15 protein-coding genes and 1 pseudogene are annotated in these 17,253 nt (G+C 53.7%); 6 read left to right on the top strand and 10 right to left on the bottom strand.

All coding sequences use genetic code 11. The features are described 5' to 3' along the window. Positions 1-51: 51 nt before the first annotated feature. Positions 52-951, bottom strand: a complete 900-nt coding sequence (locus ACR0LH_RS12260; protein WP_170412903.1) for a LysR family transcriptional regulator — start codon at positions 949-951, stop codon at positions 52-54. 96 nt (positions 952-1,047) lie between these two features. On the opposite strand from ACR0LH_RS12260, the gene ACR0LH_RS12265 reads away from it, so the two are divergent. Together ACR0LH_RS12265 and ACR0LH_RS12270 are read left to right on the top strand one after the other, a co-directional pair. Continuing rightward, entirely contained in the window at positions 1,048-1,695 is a 648-nt protein-coding gene (locus ACR0LH_RS12265; protein WP_253282732.1) for a class I SAM-dependent methyltransferase, read from the top strand. Between the two features lie 54 nt (positions 1,696-1,749). Continuing rightward, on the top strand, positions 1,750-2,235 hold the full coding sequence (locus tag ACR0LH_RS12270; RefSeq protein WP_216598975.1) for a GNAT family N-acetyltransferase: 486 nt from the start codon (positions 1,750-1,752) through the stop codon (positions 2,233-2,235). On the opposite strand, the gene ACR0LH_RS12275 is transcribed toward ACR0LH_RS12270, so the two are convergent. Next, positions 2,202-3,209, bottom strand: coding sequence for an AraC family transcriptional regulator (locus tag ACR0LH_RS12275; RefSeq protein ID WP_170620607.1), 1,008 nt, complete (start codon positions 3,207-3,209; stop codon positions 2,202-2,204). The genes ACR0LH_RS12270 and ACR0LH_RS12275 overlap by 34 nt on opposite strands. A gap of 137 nt (positions 3,210-3,346) precedes the next feature. On the opposite strand from ACR0LH_RS12275, the gene ACR0LH_RS12280 reads away from it, so the two are divergent. After that, positions 3,347-4,174: an NmrA family NAD(P)-binding protein gene (locus tag ACR0LH_RS12280; RefSeq protein WP_171127093.1), complete on the top strand. Its 828-nt coding sequence runs from the start codon at positions 3,347-3,349 to the stop codon at positions 4,172-4,174. Between the two features lie 28 nt (positions 4,175-4,202). Beyond that, on the top strand, positions 4,203-4,607 hold the full coding sequence (locus tag ACR0LH_RS12285) for a DUF4345 domain-containing protein (RefSeq protein WP_170412893.1): 405 nt from the start codon (positions 4,203-4,205) through the stop codon (positions 4,605-4,607). 366 nt (positions 4,608-4,973) lie between these two features. Here the strand turns inward: ACR0LH_RS12285 and ACR0LH_RS12290 are convergent, their stop codons facing one another. The 6 genes from ACR0LH_RS12290 to ACR0LH_RS12315 all read right to left on the bottom strand — a co-directional run bounded on the left by ACR0LH_RS12290 (position 4,974) and on the right by ACR0LH_RS12315 (position 12,196). Beyond that, entirely contained in the window at positions 4,974-6,188 is a 1,215-nt protein-coding gene (locus ACR0LH_RS12290) for a carbohydrate porin (RefSeq protein ID WP_480721160.1), read from the bottom strand. A 94-nt stretch (positions 6,189-6,282) separates the two neighbouring features. Beyond that, the gene (locus tag ACR0LH_RS12295; RefSeq protein ID WP_170482510.1) at positions 6,283-6,684 is read right to left on the bottom strand and encodes a hypothetical protein; all 402 of its coding nucleotides are present in this window, start codon (positions 6,682-6,684) and stop codon (positions 6,283-6,285) included. Positions 6,685-6,716: 32 nt separating this feature from the next. Continuing rightward, positions 6,717-7,502: a DUF3299 domain-containing protein gene (locus tag ACR0LH_RS12300; RefSeq protein WP_170482507.1), complete on the bottom strand. Its 786-nt coding sequence runs from the start codon at positions 7,500-7,502 to the stop codon at positions 6,717-6,719. Continuing rightward, positions 7,499-9,184 (bottom strand): amidohydrolase family protein, encoded by a 1,686-nt coding sequence (locus tag ACR0LH_RS12305; protein ID WP_170482504.1) that lies wholly within the window; start codon positions 9,182-9,184, stop codon positions 7,499-7,501. The genes ACR0LH_RS12300 and ACR0LH_RS12305 overlap by 4 nt, the downstream gene beginning before the upstream one ends. Positions 9,185-9,244: 60 nt before the next feature. Next, positions 9,245-10,756, bottom strand: coding sequence for a metal-dependent hydrolase family protein (locus ACR0LH_RS12310; RefSeq protein WP_170542485.1), 1,512 nt, complete (start codon positions 10,754-10,756; stop codon positions 9,245-9,247). Positions 10,757-10,822: 66 nt separating this feature from the next. Beyond that, entirely contained in the window at positions 10,823-12,196 is a 1,374-nt protein-coding gene (locus ACR0LH_RS12315) for a metal-dependent hydrolase family protein (protein WP_480721161.1), read from the bottom strand. Between ACR0LH_RS12315 and ACR0LH_RS12320 the strand changes: the two genes are divergently transcribed. Next, complete coding sequence (locus ACR0LH_RS12320; protein WP_480721162.1) at positions 12,171-13,340, top strand: AraC family transcriptional regulator; 1,170 nt, start codon at positions 12,171-12,173, stop codon at positions 13,338-13,340. The two genes, ACR0LH_RS12315 and ACR0LH_RS12320, sit on opposite strands and share 26 nt — an antisense overlap. A 402-nt stretch (positions 13,341-13,742) precedes the next feature. On the opposite strand, the gene ACR0LH_RS12325 is transcribed toward ACR0LH_RS12320, so the two are convergent. Continuing rightward, positions 13,743-15,017, bottom strand: a complete 1,275-nt coding sequence (locus ACR0LH_RS12325) for an adenylate/guanylate cyclase domain-containing protein (protein ID WP_170414920.1) — start codon at positions 15,015-15,017, stop codon at positions 13,743-13,745. 737 nt (positions 15,018-15,754) lie between these two features. After that, positions 15,755-15,970, bottom strand: coding sequence for a hypothetical protein (locus ACR0LH_RS12330; RefSeq protein ID WP_170414917.1), 216 nt, complete (start codon positions 15,968-15,970; stop codon positions 15,755-15,757). Positions 15,971-16,555: 585 nt separating this feature from the next. Between ACR0LH_RS12330 and ACR0LH_RS12335 the strand changes: the two are divergent. Beyond that, positions 16,556-17,253: pseudogene (locus ACR0LH_RS12335) on the top strand (hypothetical protein); the annotation flags it as partial.

The following is a 17,253-nucleotide window of genomic DNA, read 5'->3' on the forward strand; positions in this document are numbered from 1 at the left end:
TGCACTGAGCCCGAAGCAGACTCCGGTTCACGACACCAGACCAACGCACGTTCAATAATTTGTCCGCGAGCCGAGATGGTCTGCAAGCTGATCAAAAACCAACCTGATCCTTCGCGCTGTTTGTAACTCAGAGTGTGTGGCCAACCAGATAGGAAATTTGAATGGTTCGCGTTCGGGCAGAACACGCTCCACACCGGGTGTAAGGGCCGCCACATCGTCTGACATAACACTAATGCCGAAGCCTTGGCGCACAAGCTCCCATGACACTATCCCGCTCTGCGATCCAATCCGAAAATTCTTGCGGGTTACTTCGATGTCAGCCGGATTGAGAAATCCAATCATCGTGTCAACATCGCCAAAGCCGACGAAATCCAACTTAGCAAGTTCGTCTTCATTTCGTGGTCGCCCAACCTGTTCGAGGTATGAAGGGGCAGCGTAAAAATGTGCCGTCGCTTCTGCCACGAGCTTTGCAATCAGATCCGGCTGTGTCGGGCGCACATGCCGAATTGCGATATCTGCCTCGCGCCGCTGTATGTCTCGTATGTCATTTGCTGCGACAACGTCGATCTCAAGCCGCGGTGCCGCGAGCCTGATCTGTTTGAGAATAGGCGGTAGCTGATAGGCTGACATCACGTCGGACGCAGTGATCCTGACTTGCCCTTCAACTGCTTGTGACTGGCTTGTTGCGGTCAGAGAAATTCTGTTAGCGACATTTGCCATTTCACTGACATGCACCAAAAGCTCAGCACCGGCTGTTGTCAGATTAAGCGACTTGCCAACCCTTTCAAACAAGGTGACGCCAAGCGCCTGTTCCAGCGCGGCGACCTGACGACCGACGGTTGGCTGGGTCTGCTCAAGCACGCGCGCCGCGGCGGAAAACGAGCCTTCTTCTGCCGTTGCAAGAAAGGACCGAGCCTGGTTCCAATCGAAGTTGATAGCCTTCCAATTCATGCATTAATGCATAACAGTTCTGCAATATCTGGCAATTTAATAAATCGGCGTTTTAAGATATTGGCTGCGGTGACAACAAAGGAAAAGAGAAACGATATGGCTGCATTGTCCAAAGATACCGCATTTTGGAGCAAGATTTCGCGCAAATATGCGGCTGATCCTATCCGAAATATGGAAGGGTATCTGAACACGCTCGAACGTACAAAGTCCTACCTGAAAGCCGAAGACAGCGTGCTGGAAATCGGGTGTGGGACGGGGTCAACCGCGTTGCTACTGGCACCACATGTGGCTCAAGTCACTGCCACCGATCTCGCACCGGGGATGATCGAAATCGCCAACGAAAAACTCGCTGAAGAAGAGCTGGAGAATGTAACGTTCAAAGTGGCCGAGGTTCTGCAGCACGATCCTAACGACGGTTCTTACGACGCTGTCCTCGCACATAATCTACTGCACCTTGTGCCCGATATGGGCCATGCACTCGAACACATTGCGACCCTTACAAAACCCGGTGGGGTATTCATTTCCAAGACCGTTTGCGCTCCAGAGAGTGGAGGGTTCAAATATGGCATAATCAGCCGAATAGCGATCCCGATTATGCAGGTGCTCGGGAAAGCTCCGTTCGTAAATTTTGTATCCGTAGCTGAACTCCAGCTCGCCATTGAACTTGCGGGCTTCGATATCGTCGAGACAGCGGATCAAGCCGGGTTATTGCCGAGCCGGTACATTGTCGCGAGAAAGCTGTGAAACAGTATTCGCGCCATAATTACTTTGCATGCAAGGGACAGCTCGGGCCATCAAATGAGTATAATGATAAAAGATGGGATTTCATTTGCACGCCTTTCGGAAATCGATCCGAATGACATTGCGGTTCATATGTCCGACCCCCGGGTAGCAGAGCATATGCCGCTTTTGACGTTCAAATGGAATGTTGACGTCGCAAGAGAGTTTATCGCCAAGAAGGAAGGCTACTGGGCACGGGACGGTCTTGGACATTGGGCATTTTTGTCAGGCGGTCGGTATGTTGGTTGGGGGGGCTTTCAAAAAGAAGATGACGAATGGGATTTTGGGTTGGTTTTGCGGCCCGACGCCTTTGGCCTTGGGAAACGGATTTCCAAAATGGCAATCGACTTTGCGATTGCTGACAAACGTATCCCCTTTGTCACGTTTCTGCTGCCACCAAGTAGAAAAAATCTGGGTGCGCTCCGGAAACTCGGTGCCAAACACATCGGCGAGATCGAATACGAAGATGCTCAGTTTCTCAAGTTTCGCCTGGATACGGAATGAACTCCGTTCTTTCTGATTTTTCCCGGTGGTGCGCCAAATACCCGTTTAAAGGCTTTGTTGAACGCAGGCTCTGACAAGTATCCGATGTCAGCGGCAATCTGCGAGATTGGTTGATCGGTGGACACCAACCTTTCGCTGGCAAGGTGCATACGCCACGTTGCAAGATACTGGATTGCTGGAACGCCTACCAACTCAGTAAACCGTGCCGCGAAAGCGGATCTGGACATACCAGCAACCTCCGCGAGAGACTCGACTGTCCAACCCGCAGCAGGCGCACGGTGAATCGCGACTATCGTGCGCCCGATCTGCGGGTCTCGCGCAGCTTTTAACCAGCCTCGATCTGCATCGGGTGCGCTGTTCAGCCAACGACGAATGGCCTCAATGACAACCACATCGGCCAGTCGCGTGATCACGGTTTCGCCGCCCGGTCTCAATTCCCGCGCCTCTTTTGCGATGAATTGCAAAGTTGCCTGTAACCAGCTTCCGGCGTCCTCCTCCCACGGGTCGATTTTGAGTACATCCGGAAGCAAACGCATCAACATATCACTGGCGGCGTGATCTATTCGGACCAAGCCGTACATGATGCCCGTCTCCGCGCCGCCGCCGCCGTATTCCAGTGTTTCATAAAGCTCGGTTACCTTGCGAATGGGCAACTCCTCCAGCGTCAAAAGCGGCGTGTCATCTGAGCTAAAGAAACCGACCGGAGCTCCGTTGGTCATCAAGACCAGATCGCCTTTTTCGACCTCGAACGGGTCATCGTCACCGACCTTCATCAAGCACCGCCCGTGTGTGATGACCGCAAAACTCAGTACGCCGGGAAATCCCGGTATCGATACGCCCCATGGTGCAGTCATGCGGGACTGGCAATAGAATGTACCTGTCAATTTCAGCAAATGGAGGATTTCCCCCAGCGGATCGCCGATCGGCTGTGCCAGTGCATCTGGGTCAGGGACATGCGGTTCAACCTTGTTCATGTGGGGACCTTGGCTGAAATTTAGCTCTTCGTCTATCGAATTTGGACGATCGAATAAGAATATCGGATTCTGAAGAATAGAACATCTCTATTGATTGCCTAATTTCGGGCCATCAAGTGAACTCATGGAGATGACCAATGATACAGCAAACCATTCTTGTACTTGGCGCAACAGGCAAAACCGGATCGCGGATCGCGACACGTCTGGAAGAAAAAGGGCAGACAGTCCGGCGCGCATCGCGGAACAGTGAAACGCCATTTGACTGGGAACAACCGCAGACCTGGCCCGCAATCCTGGAAGGCGTCTCGTCTGCCTATATTTCTTACTTTCCTGACATCGCTTTTCCAGGCGCGGTTGAGCAAGTCGAAGCCTTCACAGCATTGGCTCGTGAAAAGGGATTACGGCGTTTTGTGCTGCTAACCGGGCGTGGCGAGTTTCATGCGGAACGAGCGGAAGCAGTCGTACGCAATTCCGGAGTTCCGTTCACTATCGTTCGTGCAGCATGGTTTGCACAAAACTTCTCTGAAGGGGCATTGCTTGGTCCGGTCATGGCAGGTGTCTTGCCGATGCCCGCCGGTGATGTACGCGAACCAATCATCGACGTGGACGACATCGCCGATGTTGCCGTAGCTGCTTTGACAGAAGAAGGACACGACGGCGAACTGTACGAGGTCACGGGACCACGCCTCATGACGTTTGCTGACATTGCCGCAGAGCTTTCGCGTGCCATGGGACGGACTGTGCAATACCTGCCAATTTCATTCGAAGACTTCCACGCGGAAATTGCCCATGCGAATGGCGAGATGATTGCTGATGTGATTACGGACATCGCGCGTGAAACGCTGGACGGGCGCAATGCGAACCTCGCGGACGGGGTCCAGCGTGCGCTTGGACGCGCGCCACGCGACTTCGCCGACTTCGCAAACAAAGCTGAAATGTCTGGCGCGTGGACCAAAGCCGCTTAAGCCAGGCCAAAGGACATTGGAGACAAACATGAAACCTGAACTTAGAGGCAGACTTATCTTGGGCATGTCCGGATTAACTGCATTCGCTATAGGTCTGGCCATCACTCTGGACCCACAGTCTTTCTACGCCAACTACGGCATCGTACTCTCGCCGCAGCCAAACCTGATGAGTGAGTTGCGTGCACCTGCTGCCAATCTCGCGGTACTTGGCCTGATCATTTTGTGCGGAGCATTTTACAAAAAGTTGGTCCAGGCCTCAGCCTTGCTTGGGGCTACGGTTTTCTCAGCTTTCGCCGTGGGCAGGACGATCAGTTTCGTCCTCGATGGTTGGCCATCCGAAAACATTCTTGCCGCATTTGCGATAGAGGTTTTGCTTGCGGTGTTGTGTTTGTGGGTTGTCGGTGGAAATGCGAAATCTGCAGCGCCGGCCTGAGACGGCTTTGTCCGCGTAGCAGACTTTCACTGAATTCTGCCGAACGTCTGCTCTGAGCCCAAACTTGCCGTTGGAGGATAGGTTGCGAACGTCTGCTTTATCCTCTCTTTCACTGAGCTCGAGCTACGATTGTGGTTTTAAGCGCCGGGTTTCGAAAGGAAGCTACGCTACATCCGGCTTTCAACGCGAACCTGTCTGGCTAAAACTGTGACAAGCTTCTCGAAAACGAAGTTTTCAACTTTGCCAGAGAAGCCATCCAATCATCATTAGCCTGTAATTCTACATCGAATTGACGGGCCGGTTAATCAGCGGAGGCCGGCTCTCAGAATACTAAGTGCTAGACAGAAGTTTCGGTTTTTTTCTGTCTCATAAGTTGAATCTCAACCTCAGCCCGAACACCAGAGGATCATCATCGGAGAAGCCGGGATTGTTCAAATATTGGACATCTGCCGTGAGCGCGAGGTTGTCGGAGATATCCAGCCGGTAAAACGCTTCGACGGTGGTTTGCGTGTCAAGGCTTTGATCGGTTGGGTCGGCGACCGTCACGCCAAACCCGAACAAGTCGTCATAGAACCCGGGGCGCCACATGACCCCGGCGTTGACCGCACGTCTGGCAATCGGAGCATCGCCGTCGGACCAGCCAAGGCGGCCGAACAGCATAACGCTTTCGTCAAGGGTCACATTGCCCGACAGCATCGCTCCGTGACTGCTGGGCACGCCGGCGTCTTCTCTGTCATCCACATGGAATACACCGAGGTGAACATTGGTGAGGTATCGTTGGTCTCTTGCAGGCGTCCAGCCGATCTCTCCGTAGGTGAAGAACTCCGAACCGCCGGGAAACCAGTCTATATCCGTCAATGATCCATTGGCATCGCTGACCACGCCAAGTGCGTAGATCTGATCTGTAAAGTAACCACCGCCAGCAATGCCAAAGCCGGGATCGGGAATGGGAAGGACTGGACTGAACAGAATTGAAAAATTCGAAAAGGTCGTGCGGGGATTCACATAGCCAAGGATATCGGAATAGTCGCCGGGGTCGATGCGACCTGCAACGAAGCCTCCGTCGATGCCGGACAGCGCCTGCGACCAATAAGCAACCGACAGCGTTGAATCTGTGTCGCTGAAGGTCGTTGCCGTGACACCGAGATATCCGATTTCGCCCGCGAGACCGCCCGGCGCGATATCCGTTCCTAGCCGATGACGGTTTTCGAGGATGAAGACAAAGCTACCCGCATTTTCACTGCCACGATTAAAGAGTGCCCAGTTGCCAATGATCCGCGCCTGCCCGGATGCCGCCTCGTCGGTGCCACTCAGGCTGTCTGAAGACTTCTGGTACAGCGCTTGGTAGTCGAAGGACAAATTCAACCCAGTGCGTTTGGCAAAAGCCTCGCGCGAATGTTCGAAGGGATCGAAAAACCGATCCAGCCCCGGCAATCTGGAATTCTCGAGACGCCGGAGCCTGTCCTGCTCCAATTGCGCCTGAGCCGACGCTGGCCCCCCGAGCGATGCGGTGGCTGCCGCCTCCAGTTGCCGTACCGTGCTGTTCTCTTGGGCTGCCGCCCCGGATGCGATGGCCGCCACTCCTGCGCAAACGCTCATGGTCTGTTTCAACCGCGCCATTGCAACTGTTACATTGAGGTTTGAGCGCATGGTTTTGTTCCTGATACGACTGACACTACTTCAAATCATCCTGCGCCTTGATCTCGGGCACGCGGGACAACGCTTCGGCCATGTCCGCGCTGCTCATCAATTCGATCATCTGGTAGTCGTCCAGCAGTCCATCCCCAAGACGGCTGACGTAAAACGCCTGAATGAAGGTGGGATCGTCAGGTAGCAAAACAGTGATATAGTTTTTCCCGTTTCCGAGCCCCCAATAGTAACTGAGAAGCTCCCCGCCAAGCGCCTCAATTCCACCTTTGACGCTAGCTGCACGATCGCCTGGATTTGCAATCTGCATTTCCCACGCGGCACTGTTGGACGTGCCAATGAACAAAAACGTGCGCATGTTTTGGGTATCTTCTGCAGTGGCCAATGTGGCGTATCCCGCCATAAGAGCCCCTAGGATAAGATGTTTCATCGTACGTCCTTTCGATGAAGAGCCTGACGAGGTTATTGGTTCTCTGTTTGAGATTGACGGTTTTGCTTGAGCTTTTCGGCGAGACCTTCCGCCCAAGCCTTGGTGGCGGCTGATGGATCGGTAGTGCCCACTGACTGGCGGACGTCATTTTTACTGAACGTTTGAACGTCAGTAACATCCATTTCGAAGGTGGCACGCATTGAAACGAAACCGTCGACTACCAACATCCGCTCATCCGACGGCTGGATTTGCAACTGTCCCGTCACAACAATTGGTTCATACATCTCGGTCGACTTCCAGCCATTGGTCAGACGCAAGCGAACCATCTGGTTTGGCGGTGGTGGTGGTACGTGGCTGCACATTCCCCGCTCTGGAACCAGATAGCCCACAGGCGTGCCGTCCTCGGCGGCGGGTGCCGGAATGACAAATCCACCCAGCTTGATGATTTCCCCGTCTTTCGCCGGATTTCCGGCTTCTCCTGCCAGCTTTCTCCGATCCGCAACAACCCACCTTTGCGAAATAAGCCAATTGGCATCAATCCCCTCGGCTTTCAGCTCCGCCTCGACGTCGGCGAGCTGAGCTTCCAGTTGCGATCGGTCATCTTCCGCAGTGTCTCCGGATGTCAGGCTCTCCTGAGCATTCACAAAGGTGCGCAGTGCGACAAGCTGATCGAAGGTCAGATCACGGAAGGGATCCTCGAAGTTCTGAGCCGCCTCATCAACGAGATCGGGCCAGTCAGTTACCAAAGGTTCGGCAACTGCGGCCTGCCAACAGGCTGAGAAGACAAAGGAGGCGAGGACCGACCGGAAAGCCCTCATTGCTCCGGGCTCCCGGGTATCGTGGTTTCGAGCGCTGCCGGCCGATCAGGGAACTCCGAGTGTTCATCCTCTGGCGTTTCGATATCCGCATGCCACGAGAATGCCTTGTCGCCCAGATCGAGATCGATTTCACCGTCTGTGATGCGCGCGTACCGGATCGGCTTTCCGGGCCGCAGATCGGTGTTTGCAACGCCGCCGTCGATGATGATCTGACCGCTCACCAGAACGTAGGGAATCCCCTTGGTGAATGATCCGTTCATGCCCTTTTTCATCGATGATGTCTCAGTGATCGTCTCGGGGTTGAAAATTGTGATATCTGCGATCATGCCTTCCTGCATCCGGCCGCGCTCTTGCATCGCCTGAAGACCGACGCGGGAGAAGTACTTGGCGGGGATGTAAGAGGCGTTGTTGACGATCTCCATGAGCGGGATACCCTGCTCGCGGGCTTCGCGGAACACGATGCCATAAGTGCCGGCATTGCGCGGGTGGCCGCCGTACTCTCTGAAATCGGCCTCAACTGGCAGCGGTTCGCCATCGACGAGATAGCCGACGATATCATTGGCGATCGCAATGTCCTTCATGTGGATCCAGCGCTTCAGATCGGCTTCCGGGCGCACAGTGATGAAGATTGGCTTGGACGGGTCCTCTGCCTGTTGACGGAAGAATTCTTCGTCCGTTTCATAGAGCTCCCCGGTGGAGGTATCGAAGATATCCCGCGTCGGAACGATATTGTTCGACTCGATCTTGTCGGGCAGCAGTTGTGGGGTTGCGATGTTGGGATTTCCGGTGATCGCCGGATAGTACTCGGCGAAGATGTCCATGTCGCGCTGCTGCAGGCGGCGGGCGAGTTCGTAAATCTCTTCCCAGCCCTGATTCTGAATGTGCGACAGGATCAGCGCGCCATCCAGGGCCACGGCATTTGCGATCACCTCGTTTGCACCCAGCGAGTAGTAGAGCGGCAGGCTCTCGGTCGGCCCGAACCGTGTATGTGCGCCAAAGTACCGGTCATATTCCTTGGCAAGCTTCTGGAGTGCGAAGATCTCTTTCGGGAAGGTGTTGTACCCCATGTAGCCGACCGTCGTATTAACGGTGATCGCGCCGGCGCGCAGACCCTTGACGTACATGGTCATGACTTCTTCGAGTTGTTCCTTGGACGGGACATCGAGGGCCCAACTGGCATGGCCGTCTTCTTCCTCGGCCGCCCCGCGCGATTTGAGGATGTATGTCGGATCGGATGCCAGTTCGACCGGTACGCCGTCCATAACCACACGCCGGATCTCTTCATGTCCCATCCCGGTGCCGTAATTGAGAAAGGAGTTGCCCTCATACTTGTCATAGAACAGGTCGGCATCGGCCACACCGCTTTCCGTGTCGAGGATCGTGGTGGTCCCGTCGTGGGCCATCATCTTCTGATCAAACCCCCCGAAGGAGTGCGAGTGGGTATTGATGAAGCCGGGCGCGACCACGTGGCCTGCAACGTCGATCTCGCGTTCACCCGAAATTGCATCTTCGGTAATCGACGTGATCCTATCGCCCTTGATGCAGACGTTACGAACGGCGTCGAAATTGTTTTCCGGGTCCATGACCCGCCCGTTGAGCAGTGCAACATCGCAATCTGCGGCAAACGCCGGGGTTGCGAAACCTGAGAGTGCGACCAGAATGGCTATCGCGGATGTTTTCATTTCTAAGACTCCAAAAGTTGTTGGCGGACAGAGACCGATGACCCCGCCGTAATGGAGAGGTCAGTTCAGCGTGTTCTTGTAGATCACGCCGTCCTTCATGATCATTCGAATGCTTGGGACATCCTGTCCGCGCGGCGGCGCATCAAACCATGTATCCACCGCGCCGATGGCCGAGATGTCTTCAAGTGGGTTCCCGTCTACGATCAGAATGTCGGCGTAGGCGCCTTCTTCGATCACACCAAGCTTGCCTTCAGGGTAAGGGTTTCCTCGTCCGGTCAGAGCCGCCAATTCGCCACCATTCGAGGTCATCATCTGCAATGCCCAGAGGTTGCCAAACTCACGCGCGACAAACGCCTTCGTAAAATCCATTGACTGGCGATAAGGGACACCCGTGAGAAGCACGTAATCGGAATCGAACACCATCTTCGGCTTGTATTTTTTCACAAGATCCATGAGCTGCTTGCTGTTTTCCCGCAACCACAGAAACTTCGCCGTCGGCGGGAAAGTCGGGTCCTGATGCATCGGGTGTTCCAGAGCTTCGGGCGCAAGCGCAGTCAGGTTGGGCGAAAAGAACGCCTCTTTTTCGACCAGCTTCTGCATCGTCGGTTCGGTAATAGTCAGGCCGTGGTCTACCACTTTGACACCAAGATCGAGAGCACGGGACAGGTCGCTGTCCATAAATACGTGCATAGCGACGTATGAGTCCATATCGCCTGCAACCTCTACTGCAGCAGAAATCTCTTCGTTTGTGAAAGCAGACTGATAGATCGGGTCCTTGATCGATGTCACGCCACCGCTGACCATGATCTTTAGATAGTTTGCCCCTAAAGCAAAATTCCTCCTCGCACCCTGAAGCACCTCGGCGGGCCCGTCCACCAATCTGGTTATCTCCAGTCGCTCAAGATTGCTCTCGTTCTTGCGCTGACCAGCGATACCCCAGTCGCCGTGTCCGCCCGTTTGGCTAAGGCATGCGCCGGAGGAATAAATTCTTGGGCCGGGAAGTGATCCTTCATCAATAACCGCTCTAAGCCCACCATGAGCGCCGCACATATCGCGAACCGTTGTAAAGCCCATCGCCAACATTTCCTGCGCGAATGCGGCAGCACGTGCGCCAATCTCTTCCCATGTGGTGTCCTGAAGCCCCGGGATAGTCCCGTTCTTGTACATGTTCACATGCACATGGCTGTCGATAAGCCCGGGCATGAGCGTACGACCGTCTCCGTCAATGACGGTCACATCCACTTCTTTGGTCTCGATGCCGCGTTCCGTTTGAACGGTGAAGGAGTAGCCGTCGATGCCGCCGACTGGATCAGGCAACCGCTTGGATCCCCCGGTGCGCACATCGACTTCCCACTTCCCGCCCTCAGGAATGTCAGCGTCAATCTTGTGAATCTTGTTGCCTACGACGAGAACGTCGACGTCCTTGAGCCCGTCACTCACTCCATCAAAAACCATCACATTCTTAAAGAGTGTAACAGGGGGGATGTCACCTGCGGCCTCCTGTGCAAAAGCCGCGCTTGTTGTGAGAGCGACTGCGCTCGCCATCATTGTAGATTTGCCGAGGTATTTCATGGGCTTCCTTTCCCTTCCGCTATCGGGGTGCGCGGGGTGCCGAGGTGAATTCACCCCGCGCGACACTCAATCGAGTGTATTCTTGTAGATCACGCCGTCTTTCATGATGATTTTCAGATTGGCGTCCGGCTCGGCCAACAGAAGGATGTCCTCCAGCGGGTTGCCATCGACGAGTAGAAGATCTGCATAGGCACCTTCCTCGACCACGCCGAGGGGGCCGTCTTGATACGGGTTGTTCAAGCCGGTCAGTTGGTTCATGCGGGCGCCGTTCGACGTAGCGATGCGCAGAATGTCATATGCGCTGAAACCCGCTTCGTGCAGATACCCGATTTCGTCGTTCATCTTCTTGTCTTGCTCAAGCGTCTGATCCCAGTTGTTCACAAGGTCTGTGCCCAGTGTGTAGAGATCGATCATGCCCGGCGTCGTCTGGATTACTTCGATCATATTGGCTGCAGCATCGCGCACGCTTTTCCATTTTACAAAGGACGCTGGCGTGTAAAAGGCTTCCGCTTGTTCGGTGGTCACCGAGTAGACCGGGGCCACCGCCGTCGCGAACATGATCTGCTTTTCGACCATAATCTCGGCAGCCTCCTTGGTCAGGAACGGGATGTGTTCAATCGTCTTGGCGCCATTGTCGATGCATTTGCGGATCGCCTCTTCGGTGAACACATGGCAGGTGACATAGGTGCCCCATTGCGCGGCCGTCTTGACCGCCATCTGGATCTCGTCAGCCTGATACTGAAGTGAGTGCAGCGGATCGAACTCTGACGTAACCCCGCCGCTGACCATGATCTTGATCTGGGTTGCCCCGCGACGCAGGTTTTCACGCACCGCCATTCGGATTTGCTCAGGTCCGTCGGCGATAAAGCTCATGTCCGTCTCGACCCAATGCGAAGGACCCTGTCCGGAGAGTGTCGGATGCCGGTCGTTCAGTTTGCGGAAATCGGCATGACCGGATGTCTGAGTGATAAACGCTTCCGAGGAATAGATACGCGGGCCGGGAAACATTCCGGTGTCAATGATGCGGGCGATGGATTTGGCCGGACCACCAAGGTCGCGCACGGTTGTGAATCCGTTCATCAGGATGCGTTCGGACCGGATCGTGGCGACGCCGCCAAGGTGAAAGGGAGTGATGTTCTGGCGTAACCCGTCGCTGAGCGGATTGAATACCGTAAGATGCACGTGCTGGTCATGCATCCCCGGCATCAGCGTGCGCCCGCCGCCGTCGATGATCTGGGCGTTGGCGACGGCCAGAGGTTCGGTCGAGACATCGGCGATCAAGTTGTCGACGACCAGCACATTGGCATTCTCGATCCGCTCTTCGTTCACCCCGTCAAAGACATGCACATTGGTGAAGAGGATCGGAAAGCTCTCCTCTTGAGCAAATGAATATGTTGCGACCGCTGAAAGAACAGTGGCGACTATAAATCTTTTGAACATTTTGGAGTTTCCTTCTTGGCAAAGCACTGCTCTGCACGATTGTATCTTTGCGTGTGGCGCTCAGACTGTCATTAGCAATATGGTTGAATTGTCCAAAAAAATGCTCGAAAATGCGAATAAAAAATTAAATCGCGATAGTTCAGGTCGGCAAATGAAACTCCCAACTGTTGAATGCTCGATGGCGCAACCTTTTGTGTCCCTTGCCCTCAGCCATGGCCTTGAAGTTGAAAAATTTCTTGAGCCATCCGGCCTCTGTCTGAAGGACGTGCAGCGCGGCGAAGCGTTCATGGCAGGGCAGCATTGGTACGATCTGATCGACAATCTCGCGAAGGCATTGAGTAACCCGCATTTAGGGTTTGACGTCGGTGCTAATGCGGCTCTCAATACATTGCCCAACCTGTCGATCCTTGAAACTCAAAGCGCGACGCTCGGTGATCTTTTAATATCGCTTGTTGTGGACGTCGGCAGGATTTCGTCCATGGCGAACTACAATCTCGAGACCAACGGTCATGTCGCTAGGTTGGTTGCAAAACGCACATTCAAGCCATCTTCTCCACCTGGCCAAGTCGACGGCTATTATCTGGGATTTATGGTTCGACTAGTTCGATCCGTCTGCGATCCCGACTGGGACTCCAAGAAACTACAATTCTGGGTTTGCAAACCTGATTGTATCCCTGATTGGCAGAAAAAGGAAATTTCGGTACGCAGGACCAACCGCATGGGGGCGCACATCGAGTTTCCAGCAAACTGGTTGTTGCTTCGGTCAGGAGGTGGGCAAAGCCAGAATCTCCCGGAGAACTTCACAGGCGCCGACGACTTTCTTCAGCAAACCCGCGATTTGCTTGAACTGCATCTCGACAAGCAACCTGCCACCCTGAACTGGTTTGCAGAGTTGTATTCGCAAAGCCCCGACCGTTTGAAACGCACCTTCCGAGCCAATGGTACAAGCTTCAAAGCAGAACTGGAAAAATGTCGGGCGAAGCGAGCGAAGACTTTGCTTGTAAACAGCCAACTTTCGATAAAAGAAATTGGTGAAAGTGTTGGGCTTCTGGACCAACCCAGTTTTCACAGGAGTTTCAAGCGATGGACCGGGATGACTCCGAATGAATTCAAAAAACGCAATCAGATATGCAACTCCGACTGATCGTTAAGCTAAAGATTACCGCTCCAAGATTCAGAAGCGACGACGCAAGTCCCAACTTACTGCAGGCGTTGGCTCGCTTCGGATATCCGGCGTTTTTCCGTGGGACTTCAACGCCGCGAAAAGCGTAAAGACTAGGCCATACCGACTCAACAGGCTTCTCACGGGCGTTTCGGATATGGGCTGATAAGGCCCCCGCAGCTTTCAAACGATCCAACAAATACGCTTACCCCGCGAACGAAGCCCACTTCTGGAAAGCGGTCATTGACCAAATGGTGGCTTTGTCCGCGAAGCAGACGCTCAGGAAAATTTTGCGAACGATCGAACTGAGCCCAAAGCAGACCGGTTTAATTCCAGCACCCGCGCCTACACGAATGATTGCCAATCGCCTAATGCAATTGAGTGTTATGTGAAAATTTCGTAAGAAAAGACCTCTAAGTCTTCCTCAAAACCCCGCAAAGAATGCCGCCCCATTTTTTTCGGCTTTTCAGATACCAAGTTCACAAAATCGCCCGTTGCTAAAAGCCGCGCCTCCAGTTTTCGCGTCAGGCCCTCTAACCTGCTGGCTATCGCGACTGATGGGCCAGTTACCGTAAAGTCCAAGCGCTTTTCAGTGCCAACATTCCCGTAGACAGCCGCCCCAGTGTGCAAACCAACCCCAAATTCAGCACGTTCTAGTGGATCAAGTTCTTCATTCCGTTGGAACGCTTCACGCGCCGCGGACAGGGCAGCTTCGCACATGTCTTCGGGTAGTCTTCGTTGACCATCAAAAGGAAAGATCGCAAGCAATCCATCGCCAACGAATTTAAGAACCTCTCCGCCGTGATCGTGTACCGCCCCACCGACACAATCGAAGAATTGGTTGACCGTCGCGACATATTTTTCCGATGACAAGCGCTGGCTCAAAGCCGTAGAGCCGCGCATGTCGCTGAACAAGAGAGCACAGTCAATTATGCTGACATCTCCCCGGGCTATTTGACCGTTCAGTACGGATCGACCGGACAACTTGCCTAGATAGACCTCCATCAACTCAGCTGCCAAGAACTGCTCCGACAATACACGCGCTGCACCAAGCAAAGGCAAAGATAGCCGCGACAGACCATCTACCTCACGGGCTGTGAAGCCAGAACGACGTTTTGTAGCAAAAGATACAGACGCGCCCAAAGCCCACTCCATCTCTCCGTCAAAGACAACGGTACGATTGCCGAATGGCGCACTGCATACGACATAGTCGGTGACACCTGCTTCAGCGAGTTTTCGGAAAAGCGGAAATTTGTTACGGGTCGCTTGGTCTGTCAGATTTGCTCGCATGAAAGGAAACTTGATTGTGCCGTTCGCAAGTCCGTCCGCCAAGTCCCAAACTTCCTCATTAAAGTGCTGTTTCGCAATCTCATTGGCCAATTTCGAATTCTCTCCGAAGGGTGCTTTGTCGAAGAGATCAGCCGTTACCGAGCTGCGTGGAAGAACGGTCCATTCAATACGATGGTTCGATGCATCCCACGTTGCATCGAGCAATCCAATTACAGGGTGCATCATCAGGCGGCCCAAGGAAACACGCGTGACCGGCACGCCACCATCGATCAGCCTGTTACTTAACTGCTCGACTAGTCCACCAAGATCAGCATCAAAAAAGGCCAGCTTTTGCAGCCAATCTGCAATGCGATCGAAAACATCCGCCATCACTTACACCTCCACCATCATCTTGTTACAGCCGAAGGCTCGTGTCATTCGGTTTGTCTTCGAACGCTCAATTCTCTAGCGATGGGTTTGAAAATTCTTACGCGCGTTCGTTCGCGATATTGGCCAAAACCTGTTAATTTTTCGAGCTTCGAAAAAGTGCCAGGCGCAACAGTCGAAAGAGAAACGTGACTATTCAACTTTAAAGCACTCTTTCCAAGGTCCTGTGCAGCGGTGCAACTAACGGCCGCTTTGTCCACAAAGTAGACCTTCAAGCAAGTTGCAGCGAACGACCGGTTTGAGTCCAAAGCAGCCATCTGAGTAAATCCGTCAGGCGACTGCGTTGAGCCCAAAGTGGCCTTAAAAAATATGTCGACTTTGAGGGCACGTGACTGAGAAGAAAAAGACCGGCGCAAACGCGCCGGCCAGTCCAACAGGGAGGTTGCAGAGTTGACCTTTGCATCGTGAAGTCACCACAGAGATTTGGCGTCAGTTGGACCTCATTTTGGATTATTGTGCGGATGTGGCTTCTTTGCCGACAAGTCAAACTACTGAACTTCAGATGAATTGCAGCTCTTGGAGACGCGTGAGCGATCAGCCTGCCGCTGTCTGAGGTTGTTTATTCCAAAGAAATCGAAAAAATTTTTCGGAAGGGGTGACGGGCTGTGCGGGTGCCCAGCTCCACTCGCCCCCGTATTTCGTCCGGGTGGGGGGTTATTTTCGGGATTTTCCCTTGCCTGTCAAAATCCAACTCCGAGCCCGTCGCGCCACGCCTCGTCACAGGTGGCGCAGGCGTGCGTGTTTTTGCACACGCTGCGGAACACTTTGCGCAGAACTTCCCATGTTTCGGGTCTGCCCTCCCGAAACTCGGGGAAGATCGGCGTCGCCTCCATCGTGACCGTGCCACCCTTCTTGCGGTCTTTAGCGGCCTGTTTTCGGCGCTCATGTCCGTTCATGATCGGCCCCCTGATAAGGGTGTCGAAAAACATTAAAAATTTCAGACCAATTGATTTGGTCTCTAAAAACTGTCGCAGATAAGAGGAGCGCTGGAAAATGAGGAATTAGTGATTACGCTATTGTTTTCATCGACTTATAAGGCTCAGAGAAAACGCTGAAAATCGCGTTTTACTAAAGTACTCATTCCCTCTGTGAGGGGGGTGAGTAAATGAGTATTTTTGAAACCCTTTCTTAAGGGATCGGACTTATAAATGGCCAACACTGGCAACGATTGCTTTCCGAAATAGCCAACACTGTTCGAAAATCGGTCTATGACCGAATTGCGGACACAGCAGACGTCGGGCGGACTTCACTAAATTGCCGCATTGCGGACTAAGCTGTCCTTAGCTGCGCTGCGGCACGTTTGTTTTGCTTGAACAACTGCTCAGCGGATAACGCGGACACGCCGCGTAAGAAAATATTCGATCGAACAGAGCGCATCGCCGCTTAGATGACAGTTCGGACATATCGCACAATTTTGTGTATGATGCCGCCGAGCCATACGCTCAAACAATTTCGAACAATATTTTATATGGAGACGATAGATGCAGCATTTGCATACCAAAGCCCGCAATACTTTTGTCGCCTGTATTAGCTCGTTTTTTGTTTTCGCGCCCGCAGTCTCAGCGGAGGCTAATTTCCAGACGACATGCAACCCAAAAGCGGACCAGGCTTTCAACGAAGGTCTGAATCTCATTCACAACATGATGTACATTCAAGCCGAAGAAGCGTTCGACAAAGCAGCGTCTGCGGATCCAACTTGTGCCATTGCACAGTGGGGCATCGCGATGTCGAACTTTCACCCTCTTTGGCCGGGCACTCCCAGTGAAGCCGAAACAGAGAGAGGGTCTGCTGCAGCGGAAAGACTCGCGTCAATGTCCTCCGAAAGCGCCGTTGAACAAGCATTGATCGACGCCGCTGTTGCTTTCTACGCCTCAAGCCAGGAAGGCTACCGCGCTCAGCTTAAATCGTGGGCGGAGAAACAGGTGGCAGCTGCGGACCAACATGCAGACGACTTGGACGCAGCGGCGTTTGCGGCGCTGGCGCGCCTTGCAACGGCGCCGCGAGGGGCCGACGGAATCAAAGTAAAGTCGCAGGTGGGAGATACGCTCGACGCGCTTCATCAAAAGGTACCAGAACATCCTGGCGTCATTCACTACGCGATCCACGCCTATGACAATCCGCCACTCAAGGAGCGAGGCAGGCCGTACGCCGAGATTTACGATAAAACGGCTCCAAGCGC

This window comes from Ruegeria sp. CL6, from assembly GCF_056536465.1.